Genomic DNA, 17,947 nt, shown 5'->3' with positions numbered 1-17,947 from the left:
CGCCCCGCACAGGGGCGACGCTAATAAACCAATAACAATTCAAGCAAAGGCCAACGCCATAAAAACACAGACACCAAGCGCCGCGCAGGCAAAAAAACCTAAATCACATTAACCCACAAACCACAGCGGCAACCACCGAGCCGCCAACCAGCAATACACCTACAACACGCCGCTTATTCAACTCGGTCCACAGCAAAACGCCAGTCAAAGAAAGCAAAATCATCCCGCCAGCAATCGTATCAATCAACAAAACCCACCCAACACTCAACCCCACACCACGATGCAAATTATTCATCGTCGTGAGAAACGAATTCTGCGTGCGTTTCACCGCAACAAACCCATTCCCAACCCAGTACTCGGCCTGCACATTCTGAGTAGGCCCAAACATCCCAACTTGCCAGAATTCCGGCTGCATCGTGCTGCGATCGCCCCACGCCACCGGATGCGCCGGCTCGCGCTTCACCCGCCCCGGCTTGCCGTCGATCTTCAACTCATCCTTGAGCCAATTCGCCATATCCATCGGCGACTTCAGCTTCCCTTGCGGCACGGAAATCTGCATCTGCTCGACCTGCGGCTCACCTGACGACACCTTCAACGGTCCGCCCCGATGGTTCAGCAAAAAACCAGTCGCACCAAACATCAGCCCAAGCACCGCACCCCACAGGCCAACCCATCCGTGCACCTTGCGCAACCACTTGATGAAATTAGACCGCCGCGAACGCCGGCGTCGCGCCGCCTGCTCGGCGTCATCCATCAGATGATGACCGCGCTCCGGCGTATGAGCGGTGTATTGCGTACCGCCACCAGCAGCAGGTTTCATATCGATCGAATCAGGCGCGTTCACATCCAGGCTCCAGGTGCAGCAAGTTAAACCCTCGCCAACGAGCGACAACGAAGCGTTCGCTCATATCAGCGGTCATGGAAAGTTTGAAAGGAAGGGCCGGACAAACCCGGCTTGCGGTCCAGGCCGTCCGGCTGAGAGGCTGGCTGGCAGTCACAGAGGAGGAGAAATGTGACAGAAAGCTGGCGGCGCCTTTCAATTGAGAATGGATATCATTACACAATTATGGCATTTGCTCAATCGCAATGCGTGACATCCGCTTGACATCCAGGCGGCGCAAACCGACTCTAGCTGGCGATCCCGTCAACGTTACCGTTCGGATACCTGCCTGCCATGCGCCTCGCTTCTTTGGTTTGTCTTGCCTCTCTCGGCTGGCTTGCCAGCATCCACGCGGCGAGCGCGAGCATCGCGGCCAAACTGGACGATCCCTATACCAACGAAGGCGAAACGCAGACCTTCACCGTTAACGCCGACGGCTCCTTCTCCAAGCTCGATTCGATGACGCTGCGCGTGAACAACGAAGCAGGCGTCGCGCGGGTGGCGCAGCAATACGTCTGGTTTAACCGCAATATGGCGGACGTGCAGATCATCGAGGCCTATACGATCACCGCCGACGGCGTGCGTCATGACGTGCAGCCCGAGCAAATCCGCGACGTGCAGGAAGCCCGCTCGTTCGACGCGCCGATGTTTCAGGACATCCAGGAAAAGGTGATCGTGTTCCCGGCCGTCGAACCCGGCTCGCGCGTGCACCTCACCTATCGCAAGACGCAAAAGCAACCGATCGTGCCGGGCGAGTTCAGCGACTTCACGCCGCCCGATCTCGCGCCGACCCACAACTTCCATCTCGTCTACGATCTGCCCGCCGACAAACCGCTCTATGCCGATGCGCGCGGGTTCACCGCGCTGCAGCCGGTGACGCGTAACGGTCGCACACGCTACGAATATCGTTACGACAAGGCGCATTTCAGCCGGCTGGAGCGCGGCTCGATTGCCTACGTGTCGTATGGCGACCGCTTGATGGTCTCGACCTTTCCCGACTACGCCGCTTTCGCCGCCAGCTACAGGGCATCCGCTGCCGACCCGAACGCGCATGACGCCGCCGTCACTCGTCTCGCACAAAACCTCACGGCACATGACCGGACACCGCGCGACAAAGCCAAAACGCTGTACGACTGGGTGCGCCGCAACGTCCGCTATGTGGCGATCTATGTCGGGCGTGGCTCGGTGGTGCCGCACAGCGCAAGCGAGATCCTCGCGAACCGCTACGGCGACTGCAAGGATCACGTGGCGTTATATGGCGCGCTGCTCGACGCGGTCGGCGTCCGCAACGAGCCGGTCCTGATCAGCAGCGGCTCGATCTATACGCTGCCCAGCGTGCCGGGCTACGGTGTCATCAATCACGCCATCACGTGGCTGCCGGATTTGCAGCAATACGCCGACTCGACGGCATCGAATGTCGAATTCGGCTTTCTGCCATCGTCCGATATGAACCGGCCCACCGTTCTCGTCAATCAGGGCGTGGTCGCGCAAACGCCGGCCACTGAGTTGATGACGCGCAGCACCGACCTGTCGATCAAGGTCGAACCGGATGGCTCGGCGAGCTTCACCTATAAGCTGGAAGCATCGGGCGCCTCGGCCGAACAGGCGCGCGCGATGTTGCGCACTCAGACGCCCGCGCAACGTGAGGACTCGATCCAGGCGGAATTGCGCAGCGCCAACATGCGTGGCACCGCCACGCTGACCACCAGCGACCTCACCGTTGCGGACGGTCCGCTGGCGATCACGATGAAAGGCACGCTCGAAAGTCTCGTGGTGCCGGGCGCAGCGGCATCGATTCCGGCGCTGACGAGTCTGGCCGGTGGCTTCGCGGCGGACATCCGCTATTGGCTCGGCGAACGGCAGCGCACGCAGCCATTCGTCTGCCATAACCTGACGTTGCATGAACGGGCGCGCATTGAGTTGCCGCCGAATTTCCACGTGCTCGACATGCCGGAAGCGAAACGGACCCAGGACCGTTTCGTCGATTTTCAGTCGCAGTACACGTTTGATCCGCTCAGCAATGTCGTGACGATGACGCGCGACGGCGCAACGCATTTCGACAGCGAGGTGTGCACGCCCGACGACTTCGCCCAGATGCGCCCCGCGATCGAAGCGATCGGGCGCGACGTGCGCGCCGAAGTGATTGTCAAATCGACGCTAGTGGAATCGTCGAGCGTGGCATCGCAGGCACCGTAGGACGGCAAGGGCGTGTCCCGCGCCAGCGCTTTACCTCCGGCTCCATCGGAACAGCGACCGCTCAAACCGGCCAGAGCGGCCCTTCCTGCATCGCGCCGAGCTGCTCGCGCAATTCGAGGATGCGGTCTTCCCAATAGCGCTGCGTGTTGAACCACGGGAAAGCCGCCGGAAACGCCGGGTCGTCCCAGCGGCGCGCGAGCCACGCCTGGTAGTGAATCAGCCGCAGCGTGCGCAACGCTTCGACGAGATGCAGTTCACGCGGCTCGAAGTCGCAAAAGTCTTCGTAGCCGGCGAGCAGATCCGTCAGCGCACGCGAAGCCTCGGCGCGCTGGCCCGGCAGCAGTAGCCATAAGTCCTGCACTGCCGGCCCCATACGGCTATCGTCGAAGTCGACGAAATGCGGGCCCGCGTCAGTCCACAACACATTGCTCGGATGACAATCGCCGTGCATTCGCAACATGCGAATATCGCCGGCGCGCTCGAACGCGCGTTCGACACCTTCGAGCGCGAGATTCACGACGGTTTCCCACGCGGTCCGCACGTCGTCAGGCACGAAGCGTTGCGACAGCAGGAAATCGCGCGGCTCATAGCCGAACGTGTTGATGTCGAGCGTGGGACGCTCAGTGTAGTTTTGCGTCTGCCCAACCGCATGGATGCGGCCGATAAAACGCCCCAGCCACTCAAGCGTATCGCGCCGGTCCAGATCGGGCGCGCGGCCACCGCGGCGTTCGAAAATCGAGAAACGGAAACCGTCGAAGGTATGGAGCGTGCGGCCGTCGAAAACACGCGCGGGTACAGCCGGAATCTCGCGCGCGGCGAGGTCGGCGACAAAGGCGTGTTCTTCGAGAATGGCGGCGTCGGTCCAGCGCTCGGGACGATAGAACTTGGCGACCACGGGCGGCCCGTCTTCCACACCCACCTGGTACACGCGGTTCTCGTAGCTGTTGAGCGGCAGCATGCGGCCGTCGGTGTACACACCGACGCTGCTGAGCACGCTGTCGAGCGCGTCAAGCACGATTTCCGGCTTGAGCCGGGCGAAAGGCACGGCGCTGTTGGCGCCGTCCTGTGGGTCGAGATTGTCGTCGTTCATGCTCGCATTGTGCGCCGCGCCGCCGTCAAAGACGAGGGCGTCGGCTCACCTTGCGGCCTACGGCCACCTGCAACCACCATGAATCGGACTCAAACCAGCCTCAATGCACTTGCGCGCTCGCCGGGCGCACCTGCTCGCCCGTATCAATCAGATCTTCAAGGAAAAAGGGTTCAGTGTTCAGATGCTCCGATGTGCCGGGTTCGCCGGCATACCAGGCCACCATCGCCATGTCGCCAAGAATGCGCATGACAATCCCACGTGCGTCTTTCGGCACAGCGATATGCACCGAGCGGACAATGGAACCGATTTGCATGATGTTTCCCCGTTTCTCCTATAGCCGGCTTTATGGTTTCCGCGCCGGTCAAGGTGATGATAAAAGCGCCGCTTCGCCAATAACGTTGCGTACGCACCCAATCTGCTGCGCGTAAGACGCGTGAGAGGTTCGAGTCATTGTTCCCGTTTTGCGGGGCCATGGAAAGCGCGAACTCAAGGCTGTTTACCCGTCGTTTCGCCCTATTCCCATTACGGCGCGCCGGGCCGATGATCTGGGCGTACAGCGTCGTAACGAGACCATCATAAACCCAGCTGGGGCGATATATCAAAATCATGCACCGCCAGAACGACCCGCTCAATCCGCCTATTGTGCCCGCTGCCGTCCGCCGCGGCATGCGTCGTAACCGCTGTGCGTGCCGCGCCGGCTTTCATCAACCTCATTAACCATGTGGATCGTTCGCCTGGCGCTGCGGCGCCCCTATACCTTCATCGTGCTGGCCCTGCTTTTGCTGATCGTCGGGCCGTTGACGATCCTGCGCACGCCCACCGACATTTTCCCAAATATCGACATTCCGGTGCTGTCGGTGATCTGGTCGTACAACGGCCTGCCCGCCGACGAAATGGAAAAGCGCATCGTGCTCAACTACGAGCGTGGGCTGTCGACCGCGGTCAACGATATCGAGCATACGGAGTCGACTTCGCTGAACGGGATCGCGGTCGTGAAGATCTTTTTTCAGCCGCACGCAAACATTGATGAAGCCCTCGCCGAAGTCACCGCGCTGTCACAGACGCAATTGCGCTCGCTGCCGCCTGGCATCACGCCGCCAAATATCCTGCGCTACAACGCCTCGACGGTGCCGATCCTGCGCCTCGCGCTGTCGTCCGCCTCGCTCACCGAGCAGGAGCTGTTCGACTTCGGCAACAACTTCCTGAAGACGCAGCTAGCCACCGTGCCGGGCGCATCGGCACCCCTGCCGTATGGCGGCAAGCAGCGGCAGATCATGGTCGATATCGATTCGCGCAAGCTGCAGGAGCGCAATCTGTCGCCAATGGACGTGGTGAATGCGGTCACCGCGCAGAATCTGATCTTGCCCTCGGGCACGGCGAAAATCGGTTCGACGGAATATTCGGTGGAGATGAACGGCAGTCCGGATTCGCTCGCCGGCCTCAATAACATCCCGATCAAATCCACCGCCAACGGCACGGTCTATATCCGCGACGTCGCCCATGTGCGCGACGGTTTCCAGCCGCAAACCAACATCGTGCGCGTGAACGGCCAGCGCGCCGCCTTGCTGACCATCAACAAAAGCGGCAACACGTCCACGCTCGAAATCGTCGACCGCATCAAGAAGATGATGCCGACGCTGCGCAATCTCGTGCCCGCTTCGCTGAACATCGATCCAGTCGCAGATCAGTCGCTGTTCGTGCGCGCCTCCGTGCAAGGCGTGCTGCGTGAAGCGCTGATCGCCGCATGCCTCACCGGCTTGATGATTCTGCTGTTCCTCGGCAACTGGCGCGCCACGTTGATCATCGCCGTGTCGATTCCACTGTCGATGATCACCTCGATCATTGCGCTGTCGATGCTCGGTGAAACCATCAACATCATGACGCTCGGCGGCCTCGCGCTCGCGGTCGGTATTCTGGTCGACGACGCGACCGTGGCGATCGAAAACATCAGTCATCAACTCGAGCAAGGCAAGACGCTCGAACAGGCGATTCTCGACGGCGCGCACCAGATCGCGATTCCGACACTGGTCTCGACGCTATCCATCTGTATCGTGTTCGTGCCGATGTTTCTGCTCACGGGCGTCGCGCACTACCTGTTCATTCCGCTTGCCGAAGCAGTGGTATTCGCGATGCTAGCGTCCTACTTCTTCTCGCGTACGCTTGTGCCGACGCTTGCCAAGTACCTGCTGCGGTATCACCACAAACCGGCGGACCCGCATCACGCACCCGTGCAAACACGCAATCCGTTCATGCGCGTGCACTATTCCTTCGAACGCGGCTTCGCCCGTTTTCGCGAGCGCTATCGTGTGTTTCTCGAAGCGCGGGTTGCGCGGCCGGGTCTGTTCGTGACGCTCTTTCTCATCTGCTGTGGCGCGTCGATGCTACTGATGCCGTTTCTCGGCCGCGACTTTTTCCCGCAAGTCGATGCGGGCACCATCGCGTTGCATCTGCGTGCCAAAACCGGCATGCGGGTCGAGGAAACCGCTGTGGTGACCGACCGCGTCGATACGCGGATTCGTCAGCTGATACCGGCGGGCGAGTTGCATTCGCTCATCGACAATATCGGCTTGCCTGTCTCGGGCATTAACCTCTCGTATAGCAACACCGGCACGATCGGCACCTCGGATTCGGACATACTCATCACGCTGAATCCCGATCATCATCCAAGCGCCGACTACGTACGCACCCTGCGCCGAACGCTCACCGATGAATTCCCCGGTGTGCAGTTCGCCTTCCTGCCTGCGGATATCGTTAGCCAGACGCTCAACTTCGGCATGCCCTCGCCGATCGACATTCAGATCGTCGGGCGCGAGGTAGCCGGTAATCGCGCCTTCGCCGCGCAGTTGCTGAACCGGCTGCGCACGGTACCGGGTCTCGCCGATGCGCGCATCCAGCAGCCCGCCGATTTGCCCCGCATCTTTATCGACGTGGACCGCACGCGTGCGCAGCAGGCAGGATTCTCGCAACGCGATATTGCGAGCAATCTGCTGATTACGCTGTCCGGCAGCCAGCAGACCACGCCGACGTTCTGGCTCAATCCGCGCAACGGCGTCAGCTACAACGTGATCACGGAAGCGCCGCAATACACGATCGATTCCCTGCAATCGCTCGCGAACATTCCGCTGAACGCGAACGGCCGCAGCAATATTCTCGGCTCGCTCGCCACGATGAAACGCGAAGCGGGCAACGCGGTGCTCACTCACTACAACGCGCAAACCACCATCGACATCTTCGGCACCGCCGACGGCCGCGATCTCGGCGGCGTATCCGACGACATCAGCAAGATCATCGACGACGCCAAAGCCGATCTCCCCAAAAGCTCGACTATCGAAGTGCGCGGCCAGGTGCAGACAATGAACGATTCGTTCTCGGGTCTGTTCGCCGGCTTGGTATTTGCGATCCTGCTGGTGTATCTGCTGATCGTGGTGAATTTCCAGTCGTGGCTCGATCCCTTCATTATCATCACGGCGCTGCCGGGCGCGTTGGCGGGCATCGTGTGGATGCTGTTTCTCACACACACCACACTGTCGATTCCAGCGCTCACGGGTGCGATCATGTGTATCGGCATCGCCACCGCGAACTCGATTCTCGTGATCAGCTTCGCACGCGAACAGCTGCTCGAACACGGCGACGCGACACGCGCGGCGATCGAAGCGGGCTTCACGCGCTTCCGTCCGGTGCTGATGACGGCGCTCGCGATGGTGATCGGCATGGTGCCGATGGCAATCGGTCTCGGCGAAGGCGGCGAGCAGAATGCGCCGCTTGGGCGCGCGGTGATCGGCGGTTTGACGGTCGGCACGCTGGCTACGCTAATCTTCGTGCCGGTGGTGTTCTCGATGATCTACCGCCGGCTCGCGGCACGGCGTCAGCGGGCAGCCGAGCATGTGGTGCAACGACCATGACGACCAGCACACAACAAACAACACGAAGCACAAGAGGCAGCGTCGACTGCCCAGGCAATCTGATAGGGGATGGTTGATGGAAGGAAAACGTCCAGACGGCTCCAACACTGCGCTCAATCCGTCGAAAGGAAAGCGCTCGCGCTGGATCATCGCGGCAGTGGCCGTGGTCGTCGTTCTGCTCGCGGCGCAAGGCATCTGGTCGCGCCATGACGCACATGCGGCACTCGAGCGCGACGCCGAGCACGCCAGCCAGACGAGCGTCGAAGTCGTGCATCCGCAGAAATCGACAGCGGGACTCGACCTCGTGCTGCCCGGGAACGTGCAGGCGTTTCTCGACACGCCGATTTACGCACGCACCAACGGCTATCTGAAGAAGTGGTACGCGGACATCGGCGCGCACGTCAAGAACGGCCAGTTGCTCGCGGAAATCGACACGCCCGAAGTGGACGATCAACTGCGCGCCGCCCGCGCCGATCTGGCGAATGCCGACGCCAACTACGCGCTCGCGAAAAGCACCGCCGACCGCTGGACCGAGATGCTTAAAAGCAAATCCGTCTCGAAGCAGGAAACCGACGAGAAGGTCGGCGACATGCTCGCGAAGAAAGGCACGCTGGACGCCGCGCGCTTCAACGTGGCACGCCTCGAGAAGACGCAATCGTTCCAGAAGGTCTATGCGCCGTTCGACGGCATCGTGACGGCGCGCAATGTCGATGTCGGAGCGTTGATCGATGCGGGCAGTTCCGGCGGCCCGGCGAAGGAACTGTTCCATGTCGCTCAGGCGGACAGATTGCGTGTGTATGTGAACGTGCCGCAGGCCTACGCTCAACAGGTTCACGCGCAGCAGACGGCGTTTCTGACGCTGACCGAGACACCGTCCAAACATTACCCAGGGAGCGTGGCACGCACCGCGGGCGCCGTCGACCCACAACAACGGACCATGCTCGTCGAAGTCGATGTCGACAATCGCAACGGCGATCTGCTGCCGGGCGCGTACGCGCAGGTACATTTCGCTTTGGGCTCGGGCGCCGCATCGTTTACGCTGCCCGGCAACGCATTGCTGTTTCGCCCGGACGGCGTGAAAGTAGCCACCGTGGATCCACAGCACAAAGTGAAGCTGCTGCCGGTTTCGCTCGGAACTGACTTCGGCACGCGTGTGGCCATCGCATCCGGTTTGCAAGGCGATGAGCAGGTGATTCTGAATCCACAGGATTCAATCGTGGACGGTGCGCCGGTGCGGATCGTGCCGGGCAAAGCGGCGGGTGCTTCGGGTGCGGCGGGTGCAGCGGGTGCAGCCGCGGGTGGCGGCGGTGCGGCAGGCGCTTCGGGCGCAGCCGCGGCTAGTGCGCCTCCTGCGCACGTCGCCAGTCTGCAAACGGTGAGGGACGCATTGTGAACGCGCCGGCATTCCGTCGCCGTTTTGCGCCGCGGGTCACGCTTGTCTCGTTGCTTGCCGCAACGCTGGCGTATACGCTCACTGCCTGCACCGTCGGCCCCGACTACGTCAAGCCGCCTGCCACCACCGCCGCGACCTACAAGGAACTCGAGGGCACCGGCTGGAAGCCCGCGCAACCCGCCGACACCCTCTCGCGCGGCGCGTGGTGGAACGTCTACGCGGACCCGTCGCTCGACGCACTCGAACTGCAGGTTGCCAGCGCGAATCAGAACGTGCAGGCCGCCGAGGCGCGCTTTCGCGCCGCCCGCGCGACAGTCGCCCAATACCGCTCGAACTTTTTTCCTGTCGTCAGCGCGAACGGCGACTATTCACGCGCGCGGACATCGGAAAATGTGCTTCACAAGTCGACCGCCGGTCTCACGCTGAACGACTATCTCGTGCAAGCCGACGCGTCGTGGGAACCGGACTTGTGGGGCCGCGTGTCACGCAGCGTCGAAGGTGCGAAAGCGGAGGCACAGGCAAGCGCCGCCGACGCGCAGGCCGCACTCCTCTCGATGCAGGCCGAACTGGCAACGGACTACTTCGAACTCCGCGGTCTCGATCAGGAGCGTCAACTGCTCGACGACACGATCAAGGCCTACAAGGAAGCACTCGATCTGACGCAACACCGCTACGCCGGCGGCATCGCCACCGACGCCGATGTCGCTCAGGCGCAGACGCAGTTGAACACCACGCAGGCGCAAGCACTCGACCTCGGCGTGCAGCGCGCGCAACTCGAACACGCGATCGCGATCCTGATCGGCCAGACACCTTCGACATTTTCCCTACCGGTTGCACCGCTCGCCGCGGTGCCGGTGGTCGCGGCAGCGGGCGTGCCATCCGCCTTGCTCGAACGACGACCCGATATCGCGTCGGCGGAGCGGCACGTTGCCGACATGAACGCGCAGATCGGCGTGGCGACGGCAGCCTTCTTTCCGAGCCTGATTTTGTCGGTGACGGGTGGACTCGAAGCGACCAACTACAGCCAATGGCTGCTGGCGCCGAGCCGTCTGTGGTCGCTCGGGCCGGCACTGGCCGGCACGCTGCTCGACTTCGGCGGACGTGCGTCGGTGAAAGAACAGGCTCGCGCGCACTATGACGAAAGTGTCGCGCAATACCGCCAAACAGTGCTGACCGCGTTCGGCCAGGTCGAAGACAACCTCGCCGCATTGCGCGTGCTGGAACAGGAAGCCGCCGCACAGGACGACGCCGTGACCGCTGCGCAGCGTTCGCTATCTGTCGTGTCGAACCGCTACAAAAACGGCGCGATCACGTATCTCGACGTCGTGGTCGCGCAAACCACCGCGCTTACCAACGAACGGAACGCAGTGTCGATCGCGCGCCGCCGGATGGCTGCGAGCGTCGCGTTGATCAAGGCATTGGGCGGTGGTTGGGACACGTCCGCGCTACCGACCGACGAACAGATCGTGCATCCCGCAGCGCCTGCGAGCGAGGCTGCGGCGCATGGTTAGTGGTTGGGCCGTTCGGCGTTCGGCGTTCGGCGTTCGGCGTTCGGCGTTCGGCGTTCGGCGTTCGGCGTTCGGACGTTATTCCCAAACGAATGCGGAAGCCACGGCGAGCATGCCACCTGCGCACATCATAGCGACGCCTCGCTGCCCGCCGCAGCTACCCATCGAGCTTTTTCAGCGTATCCTTAACTCCTTTGAGTACTTTGCGCTCCCCAAGGAGATTTTTTCGTGACCGCATCGCCGGAATCCCACCGGACTGCTACTTCAGCTGTTCCCGCGTCATCCGCTTCTTTCACATCCACTGCCGTGCCTGACGTCCCCAACACCCCCTATCTCGAACGCGGCACGCGCGCCTATTGGCGAGCCAGCATCGCGCTGCTGTTCGCCGGTTATGCCACCTTCTCACTGCTGTATTGCGTACAGCCGTTGCTGCCTGCGTTTTCTACGGCGTTCGACGTGACGCCGGCACAGAGCAGCTTGTCGCTCTCGCTGACCACAGCCGCGCTCGCGCTCGCCGTGTTCGTCGCCGGTTTCGTCTCGGAGGGCTGGAGCCGTCACAAACTGATGACCGCGTCGCTCACGTTGTCGGCGCTATTGACGATCGGTGTGTCGATCGCGCCGCACTGGCATCAATTGCTCGTGTTGCGCACGCTCGAAGGACTCGCGCTCGGTGGCGTGCCCGCCGTCGCGATGGCGTACCTCGCGGAAGAAGTGCACCCCGACGGACTGGGTCTGGCGATGGGGCTGTATGTCGGCGGTACGGCGATCGGCGGGATGGCCGGGCGCGTGATTACCGGTGTCGTCGCGGATCTGTTTTCGTGGCGCGTGGCAATCGGCACGATCGGCGTGCTCGGCATTCTCGCGATGCTCGCGTTTCGTGCGTTGCTGCCGCCGTCGCGCCATTTCGTACCGCGTCGCGGGCTTGGCTTTGCCCATCACCGCAGTGCACTACTGATGCAGTTCACGCGACCCGGCTTGCCTCTGCTGTTTTTGCTCGGTTTCGTGCTGATGGGCAGCTTCGTCACGCTGTACAACTACATCGGTTACCGGCTGCTCGCACCGCCTTACCTGTTGAATCAGACGGAGATCGGCGCGATTTTCGTCGTCTATCTGACGGGCGTGGTCGCGTCGCCCTGGTCGGGCCGCATGGCCGACACTTTCGGCCGGGCGCGCGTGCTGACCGCCAGCCTGCTACTGATGATGCTCGGCCTCGCTCTCACGATGCTCCATCCAATCGCCGCAATTGCAATCGGGATCGCGTGCGTGACGTTCGGCTTCTTCGCCGGACACTCGGTGGCGAGCGGCTGGGTCGGGCGCCTCGCGAAAGAAGCCAAGGGGCAAGCGGCCGCGCTGTATCTGCTTGCGTATTACATCGGCTCGAGCGTGGTCGGCTCTTACGGCGGCCATGTGTGGGCCGGTTATGGCTGGAATGGTATTGCTGGACTTGTAGGCGTGCTACTCGTCATCGGTATCGTTGCGGCCATGCGCTTGCGTCAGCGCGAACAGACCGCCGGATGAGAGGACGCGGCTGATCCGCTTCGGGAAAACTGAAGTTGGATGCAGCATCGAATCCGGCTTGTATCGGCGTACCTCGCGTGAGGCAGGAACAATCCGTAGCGCATCGATCAGACTTAAAAAGTAAGGCCCGTGTAAGCAAATACTTCATTTTTAACGGCATTTTTGCTGCGCCGCGCCAATCGCGACCGCCCTTGCAGCATTGGGTTCAGCAGTCTACGAAGACGCGCTGCAGCGCCGCAAAGCATTGTTATGTTGATCTAACCGTCGCCTATACTCGAATCGAGCGTGGCAGTGTATGACTCCAGAAATAGAGCCACTGTCCTCGCCTGTACTACATAAGGAGACGGGTATGACGACCTATTTCACGATCGGCGATTTCATTCTGGTCATTCCGATGGCGCTGGCTGGCGCTCTATTTGTCGGCGCGCTCCCCTGCAAGACGGAATTTCGGCACAACGTGCTACGCGTGCTTGGCGCGCTTATCGGCGTAGTGTTCGCGGTCGTGCTGGTCGAAGGCTTGCCGGCGCTGGTGTAGCGGGGGCCTGACGCAGACGCTCCGGACGCTTCGCCAGTGGTTTGGTTGACTGATCACAGCGCTTCGGCCGCTGCGATGTCTGTTCTCGCCATTGATCTGGACAGCGCTCACGGTCGGACCGCTACTGTTCGCGACCTGATCTGTGCGCATGCGCACCCAAGCTACCGGTCGCAAAAAACCGCGCACCGCTTGAACACGCCAAAGAAAAAGCCGCCTCACCGGCGGCTTTTCTACATCTACTTCCAGGGCACAAAAGAGCCGCCGAATCAGATCGCCTGATCCGTCGACGGTTTTTCCCAGAGGTTAATGCCACCTTCGGTCGCGTAGCGGTCGATCTCCGCCAGTTCTTCCTTCGAGAACGCGAGATTCTTCAGCGCACCGACATTCTCGCGCACCTGTTCCGCTCGGCTCGCGCCGATCAGCACGGACGTGACGCGCGGATCGCGCAGTGTCCAAGCCAGCGCCATCTGCGCGAGGCTTTGCCCGCGGCGCTGTGCGATGTCGTTGAGCTTGCGCACATGCTCAATGTTTTGCGGGCTCAGATGCTCCTGCTTCAACGAACCGCCGCCCGGCTTGTTGACGCGCGCGTCCTCCGGCACACCGTTCAGATACTTGTCGGTGAGCAAACCCTGCGCGAGCGGCGTGAACGCGATGGCGCCGGCGCCAACTTTCTCGAGCGTGTCCAGCAGCTCATGCTCGATCCAGCGGTTGAGCATGTTGTACGCCGGCTGATGAATCAGCAGCGGCACCTTGTACTCGGCGAGCAGCTTGGCCATTTCGAGCGTCTTGGTCGCCGAGTACGACGAAATACCGATGTACAGCGCCTTGCCCTGCTGCACGGCGCTCGCCAGTGCACCCGCGGTTTCTTCGAGCGGCGTATCGGCATCGAAGCGATGCGAATAGAAGATATCGACGTAGTCGAGACCCATGCGCTGCAGGCTCTGATCGAGACTCGCCAGGACGTATTTACGCGAACCACCACCTTGGCCGTACGGACCCGGCCACATGTCCCAACCCGCTTTCGACGAGATCAGAAGTTCGTCGCGATACGGTTTGAAGTCGTCTTTAAAGAGCCGGCCAAAGTTGGTTTCAGCGCTGCCGTACGGGGGGCCGTAGTTGTTGGCGAGGTCGAAGTGCGTGATGCCCAGGTCGAAGGCCGCGCGCAGGATATCGCGCTGCGTGGAAATCGGCGTGGTATCGCCGAAGTTGTGCCACAGGCCCAGCGACAGCGCCGGCAGTTTGAGACCCGACTTGCCGCAGACGCGGTATTGCATGTCCGAATAGCGTTCTGAAGCTGCTTCGTAAGCCATTGCTAGTGTCCTTGATGTTGAAGTCGCCCGGCGATCACGGGCGTGAGGAGATCACGTGCTGCGGGAGGCGTGCAGGTTATTGTTCAGATATGGGTGAGGCCAGACCGCTATGGTAGCCAATTGGCGTGATGCCTGCAGACGCCCAGTATGCGGGATGGACGATTGCTTGCGGCTCCCCTACACTTTGGCCGATCAAAGCTTATCGAAAGGACAGGTTCATGACGAAGGCGATTTCAATCGCGCTGATTGTCGGCGGTATCGTGTTGTTGTATTTCGGTGGACAGGCGTTCAACTCGGTCAGCAGCGAGGTGTCTCGCGTGTTTACCGGATCGCCGACCAACAAGGCGATCACGCTGATCGTTGCCGGCGCTATCGCCACGATTGCCGGTCTGACCGGCGTGGCTGTTTCCGGGCGCAAGCGATAGAGCGCTGGTTGCCTACGCGGCGCGAGACCAACGAACATCCGCGCCGCGCAAGGCAAAGCATCTAAAAGGCAATTTCTGGCTTAGCCGCCGAGCGGGAGCCCGGCAGGGGCACATTGCTCGCCCCGTGATAGGTAAACACCAAAGAGAATTTCACCTGATCGCTGATGTTCTTGCCAGCAGAATGCAGCGTGTTGCAGTGAAAGAACACGACGTCCCCGGCTTTGAGTTCGGGCGAGACCGCCGTGCGAATCCATGCCTGATTCTCTTCCAGATCGGAGCGGAAAAACTTGGCCTCGTCGAACCGGTCGGAAGTGAAGGCGGCGCTGTGCGACTTCGGCACCAACCATAACGCGCCGTTATCGACCGTCTCCGAACCGACCGCAAGCCACACGGACACCAGATCGTCACGCTCGAACGACCAATACCTCACGTCACGATGCCAGCCGGTCAAGCTGCCATAAGCAGGGTGCTTGGTCATCATGCAATTGTGATGCGCCCGCGATAAGCGCGGCTCCTCACCGAAGTACAACTCCATCCAGCCGCGAATTTCCGGCGCGGTCGCCCACTGCGCAAAATGCGGATGGCGCCCATAGGCATCCAGCAGCCGCCGAACCGTATGGCCACCCGGCGCATACTTCGACTCAGGCGCACCTGGATAGCGAAGATCCGCTTCGAACTCGATCGGCGCGACCGCTTCCTTCAACTGCCGCTCCGCAATCTGCTTCAGCTCGCCGCAACGCTCGGGCGACACCAATCCAGGCACAACGACAAATCCTTGCTCCCGCAACGTTTGAATCTGCTCTTTCTTCGAGTGAAGTGACATGGTGTTCCGTTACTTTCGACTGACTGATGCTCGATTGTAAAACGGGCGCGATCGGACTGTGCGCTGTTTCACCTTTCGAGAAACCAGGCTTTACGCACTACTTTCACGCGATATGGCGCTTCGCAAGGCACCCTGTCAGGGCAAGCACGCACGACAATCGCCCGCAAAGGGCGCGACCCCGTCAACGTGCACGCCGCTTTACCCCGTAAAAACCCGTATTCGCAGGGTAAAAACCGACTTTCTGACGTCACGAATCGCGTGTAGCCTGCACACATGTTGATCGCTACTCCCGCACTTGTGCGGCGCGCATGCGCCGCTGTGACCGGCTCCGCCGTCCTCCGTGCCCTTTTCCATCGAATTCCAGGCTTTCGCGCCGTCCATCGCGACACCGCCATTGGCACATTTGGTGCTCTTTCTGGCGCACACTCCGTCGCGCGACACGTTGCCTACTTGTGAAGCCATGCATACTCTTCTGAGCACCCGTCTTACCCGCGCCGCATTGAAAGCGGCGCGTCCGGCACGCCGCCATGTCGTGCGCGCACTGCGTCATCATGCCACCCGCACTCGCGCATTAGGCGAACAGTGGCGCGAAGCCAAAGCGGTCGACGGCATTCGCACGTGGTTCCACACCTTTTTCTCCGCGCTGCGCCTGCAAGGCAGTTCGCGCCGTTTTTCGCTGCGCACGCTGCTGCGCAAACCGACGCCGCTGCGTCTCACCGCTACGCGCAATGCGCCGGTCGCCGCTCCCCAGAGCACGAGCCGCCGCCCGCGCCGTATGTCGACGAACGGCAGCACCGGCTGGTTTGCGTTCGCATTTGCGAGCCGCTGAGTAAGTGGCTAAGCGGGTGGCTGAATAAGCGATTGAATAGGCGGCTGAATGAGTCGCGGCACACCGCAAAGGCAATAAAAAAACCCCGCCCGGCTTACGCCGGCGGGGTTTTTTGCTAAAGCGGACTGCGCGCTTATTCTGCGAGCGCGGCGACCGGTTCGGTGCCTGCTGCTTCGGCGAGCACCAGCGCCTTGTCCGTGGCTTCCCACGTGAATTCCGGCTCTTCGCGGCCGAAGTGACCGTAGGCCGCGCTCTTCTCGTAGATCGGACGCAGCAGGTCGAGCATCTGGATGATGCCCTTCGGACGCAGATCGAAGTGCTCCAGCACCAGCTTCGTGATGACTGCATCCGACACGCGGCCCGTGCCGAACGTGTTGACCATGACCGACGTCGGCTGGGCAACGCCGATCGCGTACGACACCTGAATCAGGCAGCGCGACGCCAAACCGGCAGCCACGATGTTCTTCGCGACATAACGGCCGGCATACGCTGCCGAACGGTCGACCTTCGACGGATCCTTGCCCGAGAACGCGCCGCCGCCGTGCGGCGCAGCGCCGCCGTACGTATCGACGATGATCTTGCGGCCCGTCAGACCGCAATCGCCTTGCGGGCCGCCGATCACGAACCGGCCGGTCGGGTTCACCAGAAACTTGATGTCGCCCTTGATCAGGTCAGCCGGCAGCGTCGGCTTGATGACTTCTTCGATCACGGCTTCGCGCAGCACGGCCAGATCGATGTCCGGCGAATGCTGCGTGGACAGCACGACGGTGTCGATCGAATGCGGCTTGCCGTCGACATAACGCACGGTGACCTGCGACTTCGCATCCGGACGCAGCCAGGGCAGACGGCCGTCGCGGCGCAGATTCGCCTGACGCTCCACCAGACGGTGCGACAGATGGATCGGCAGCGGCATCAGTTCCGGCGTTTCTTCACACGCGTAACCGAACATCAGACCCTGGTCACCGGCGCCCTGATCGAGGTTGTTGTCGTGCGCGCGGTCCACGCCCTGGGCGATGTCCGGCGATTGCTTGTCGTATGCCACCAGCACCGCGCAGCCGCGGTAGTCGATACCGTAATCGGTGTTGTCGTAGCCGATGCGCTTGATCGTATTGCGTGCGACCTGGATGTAATCGACGTTCGCGGTGGTGGTGATTTCACCGGCCAGCACGACGAGACCCGTGTTGCACAGCGTTTCGGCTGCGACACGCGAGTATTTGTCCTGGGTCAGGATGGCGTCGAGGATGGCGTCCGAGATCTGATCCGCGACTTTGTCGGGATGGCCTTCGGACACGGATTCGGAAGTGAAGAGATAATCGTTTGCCACGTTGCAGACTCCTGTTTTGTGGTTACGGTTGAGTTTCACGTAGCCAGCTTCGGGAGCCTTGAAGCGGCGACGCTTTAGCGGATTACCTTACCGGCAGGGGCATATCCCATGGATCGCACCCGCCAGCTTCGCCCCGCAAGTTGTCTATTAACTCGGCGAAGCCCTTATTATAGCGACTTCCTTTGATTGTCACAGAGTGATCACCCGTGGTGTA

The 17,947-nt window shown here is 61.5% G+C and carries 15 protein-coding genes; 9 read left to right on the top strand and 6 right to left on the bottom strand.

The window, feature by feature from the left end:
• Positions 1–103: 103 nt before the first annotated feature.
• Entirely contained in the window at positions 104–844 is a 741-nt protein-coding gene (locus PQQ52_RS21135; RefSeq protein ID WP_408215373.1) for a PepSY-associated TM helix domain-containing protein, read from the bottom strand.
• Between the two features lie 330 nt (positions 845–1,174).
• On the opposite strand from PQQ52_RS21135, the gene PQQ52_RS21130 reads away from it, so the two are divergent.
• The gene (locus tag PQQ52_RS21130) at positions 1,175–3,076 is read left to right on the top strand and encodes a DUF3857 domain-containing transglutaminase family protein (protein WP_408215371.1); all 1,902 of its coding nucleotides are present in this window, start codon (positions 1,175–1,177) and stop codon (positions 3,074–3,076) included.
• 61 nt (positions 3,077–3,137) lie between these two features.
• On the opposite strand, the gene PQQ52_RS21125 is transcribed toward PQQ52_RS21130, so the two are convergent.
• On the bottom strand, positions 3,138–4,166 hold the full coding sequence (locus PQQ52_RS21125) for a serine/threonine protein kinase (RefSeq protein ID WP_408215369.1): 1,029 nt from the start codon (positions 4,164–4,166) through the stop codon (positions 3,138–3,140).
• 100 nt (positions 4,167–4,266) lie between these two features.
• On the bottom strand, positions 4,267–4,479 hold the full coding sequence (locus tag PQQ52_RS21120) for a hypothetical protein (RefSeq protein ID WP_063494501.1): 213 nt from the start codon (positions 4,477–4,479) through the stop codon (positions 4,267–4,269).
• 406 nt (positions 4,480–4,885) lie between these two features.
• Here PQQ52_RS21120 and PQQ52_RS21115 point away from each other — a divergent pair, with 406 nt between their 5' ends.
• The 6 genes from PQQ52_RS21115 (at position 4,886) to PQQ52_RS21090 (ending at position 13,301) form a co-directional block, all read left to right on the top strand.
• A complete protein-coding gene (locus tag PQQ52_RS21115; RefSeq protein WP_408215366.1) occupies positions 4,886–8,068 on the top strand; it encodes an efflux RND transporter permease subunit in 3,183 nt (1,060 codons plus the stop codon).
• Between the two features lie 76 nt (positions 8,069–8,144).
• Positions 8,145–9,461: an efflux RND transporter periplasmic adaptor subunit gene (locus tag PQQ52_RS21110; RefSeq protein ID WP_408215364.1), complete on the top strand. Its 1,317-nt coding sequence runs from the start codon at positions 8,145–8,147 to the stop codon at positions 9,459–9,461.
• Positions 9,458–10,972 carry an efflux transporter outer membrane subunit gene (locus tag PQQ52_RS21105; protein ID WP_408215362.1) on the top strand — a complete coding sequence of 505 codons (1,515 nt, stop codon included), beginning with the start codon at positions 9,458–9,460 and terminating at the stop codon, positions 10,970–10,972. Before PQQ52_RS21110 ends, PQQ52_RS21105 begins: the two co-directional genes overlap by 4 nt.
• A 225-nt stretch (positions 10,973–11,197) precedes the next feature.
• Entirely contained in the window at positions 11,198–12,487 is a 1,290-nt protein-coding gene (locus tag PQQ52_RS21100) for an MFS transporter (protein WP_408215360.1), read from the top strand.
• Positions 12,488–12,836: 349 nt separating this feature from the next.
• On the top strand, positions 12,837–13,022 hold the full coding sequence (locus PQQ52_RS21095) for a hypothetical protein (RefSeq protein WP_179707336.1): 186 nt from the start codon (positions 12,837–12,839) through the stop codon (positions 13,020–13,022).
• 75 nt (positions 13,023–13,097) lie between these two features.
• Positions 13,098–13,301: a hypothetical protein gene (locus PQQ52_RS21090; protein WP_408215357.1), complete on the top strand. Its 204-nt coding sequence runs from the start codon at positions 13,098–13,100 to the stop codon at positions 13,299–13,301.
• On the opposite strand, the gene mgrA is transcribed toward PQQ52_RS21090, so the two are convergent.
• Positions 13,289–14,332 carry an L-glyceraldehyde 3-phosphate reductase gene (gene mgrA / locus PQQ52_RS21085; RefSeq protein WP_408215354.1) on the bottom strand — a complete coding sequence of 348 codons (1,044 nt, stop codon included), beginning with the start codon at positions 14,330–14,332 and terminating at the stop codon, positions 13,289–13,291. The genes PQQ52_RS21090 and mgrA overlap by 13 nt on opposite strands.
• Before the next feature lie 218 nt (positions 14,333–14,550).
• Here mgrA and PQQ52_RS21080 point away from each other — a divergent pair, with 218 nt between their 5' ends.
• Positions 14,551–14,757, top strand: a complete 207-nt coding sequence (locus tag PQQ52_RS21080; protein WP_408215351.1) for a DUF3185 family protein — start codon at positions 14,551–14,553, stop codon at positions 14,755–14,757.
• 61 nt (positions 14,758–14,818) lie between these two features.
• Here PQQ52_RS21080 and PQQ52_RS21075 read toward each other — a convergent pair whose 3' ends face one another.
• On the bottom strand, positions 14,819–15,580 hold the full coding sequence (locus PQQ52_RS21075; RefSeq protein ID WP_408215349.1) for a phytanoyl-CoA dioxygenase family protein: 762 nt from the start codon (positions 15,578–15,580) through the stop codon (positions 14,819–14,821).
• 460 nt (positions 15,581–16,040) lie between these two features.
• Between PQQ52_RS21075 and PQQ52_RS21070 the strand changes: the two genes are divergently transcribed.
• Positions 16,041–16,409 (top strand): hypothetical protein, encoded by a 369-nt coding sequence (locus PQQ52_RS21070; RefSeq protein WP_408215345.1) that lies wholly within the window; start codon positions 16,041–16,043, stop codon positions 16,407–16,409.
• A 133-nt stretch (positions 16,410–16,542) separates the two neighbouring features.
• Here PQQ52_RS21070 and metK read toward each other — a convergent pair whose 3' ends face one another.
• Positions 16,543–17,733 carry a methionine adenosyltransferase gene (gene metK, locus PQQ52_RS21065; RefSeq protein WP_408215342.1) on the bottom strand — a complete coding sequence of 397 codons (1,191 nt, stop codon included), beginning with the start codon at positions 17,731–17,733 and terminating at the stop codon, positions 16,543–16,545.
• Between the last annotated feature and the right edge of the window lie 214 nt (positions 17,734–17,947).

The sequence above is a fragment of the Paraburkholderia sediminicola genome (assembly GCF_046030555.1).
GTDB lineage: Bacteria > Pseudomonadota > Gammaproteobacteria > Burkholderiales > Burkholderiaceae > Paraburkholderia > Paraburkholderia sediminicola_E.
The sequence above is the reverse complement of the archived record's forward strand: the minus strand, read 5'-3'. Positions and strand labels throughout refer to the sequence as shown.

Coding starts and splice junctions, on each gene's coding strand:
- PQQ52_RS21130 (WP_408215371.1), top strand. CDS start 1,175: ATGCGCCTCGCTTCTTTGGTTTGTCTTGCCTCTCTCGGCTGGCTTGCC.
- PQQ52_RS21125 (WP_408215369.1), bottom strand. CDS start 4,166: ATGAACGACGACAATCTCGACCCACAGGACGGCGCCAACAGCGCCGTG.
- PQQ52_RS21120 (WP_063494501.1), bottom strand. CDS start 4,479: ATGCAAATCGGTTCCATTGTCCGCTCGGTGCATATCGCTGTGCCGAAA.
- PQQ52_RS21115 (WP_408215366.1), top strand. CDS start 4,886: ATGTGGATCGTTCGCCTGGCGCTGCGGCGCCCCTATACCTTCATCGTG.
- PQQ52_RS21110 (WP_408215364.1), top strand. CDS start 8,145: ATGGAAGGAAAACGTCCAGACGGCTCCAACACTGCGCTCAATCCGTCG.
- PQQ52_RS21095 (WP_179707336.1), top strand. CDS start 12,837: ATGACGACCTATTTCACGATCGGCGATTTCATTCTGGTCATTCCGATG.
- PQQ52_RS21090 (WP_408215357.1), top strand. CDS start 13,098: ATGTCTGTTCTCGCCATTGATCTGGACAGCGCTCACGGTCGGACCGCT.
- mgrA (WP_408215354.1), bottom strand. CDS start 14,332: ATGGCTTACGAAGCAGCTTCAGAACGCTATTCGGACATGCAATACCGC.
- PQQ52_RS21080 (WP_408215351.1), top strand. CDS start 14,551: ATGACGAAGGCGATTTCAATCGCGCTGATTGTCGGCGGTATCGTGTTG.
- PQQ52_RS21075 (WP_408215349.1), bottom strand. CDS start 15,580: ATGTCACTTCACTCGAAGAAAGAGCAGATTCAAACGTTGCGGGAGCAA.
- PQQ52_RS21070 (WP_408215345.1), top strand. CDS start 16,041: ATGCATACTCTTCTGAGCACCCGTCTTACCCGCGCCGCATTGAAAGCG.